Source organism: Prevotella sp. HJM029 (genome assembly GCF_000599605.1).
Classification (GTDB): domain Bacteria; phylum Bacteroidota; class Bacteroidia; order Bacteroidales; family Bacteroidaceae; genus Prevotella.
Genome location: NZ_AZHT01000007.1, coordinates 1 through 265, shown reverse-complemented (window position 1 = coordinate 265; position 265 = coordinate 1). Strand labels below are relative to the sequence as shown.

Genomic DNA, 265 nt, shown 5'->3' with positions numbered 1-265 from the left:
TGTGTCGGATTGCGGTACGGGTACCTTTAGAATATGCTTAGCGGATTTTCTTGGAAGTCTGATTACCTGCACTATCTGCTGCTCCCGAAGAAGCTGCAGTACTTTCAAGATCGGCTCACGGAGTGGATTTGCCTGCTCCGATCAACGCCTACACTCTTTAACGGGGATATCCGTCACCCCGCGGCAGTGTCACTACTCCGTCTCCACATCGCTCCTAAAGGTAGTAACGGAATATTAACCGTTTCTGCCATCGCCCTCACCATTC

General features: G+C 50.9%; 1 rRNA gene. It reads right to left on the bottom strand.

The window, feature by feature from the left end:
• Positions 1-265: ribosomal RNA gene (locus X919_RS0100825) — 23S ribosomal RNA — on the bottom strand; the annotation flags it as partial.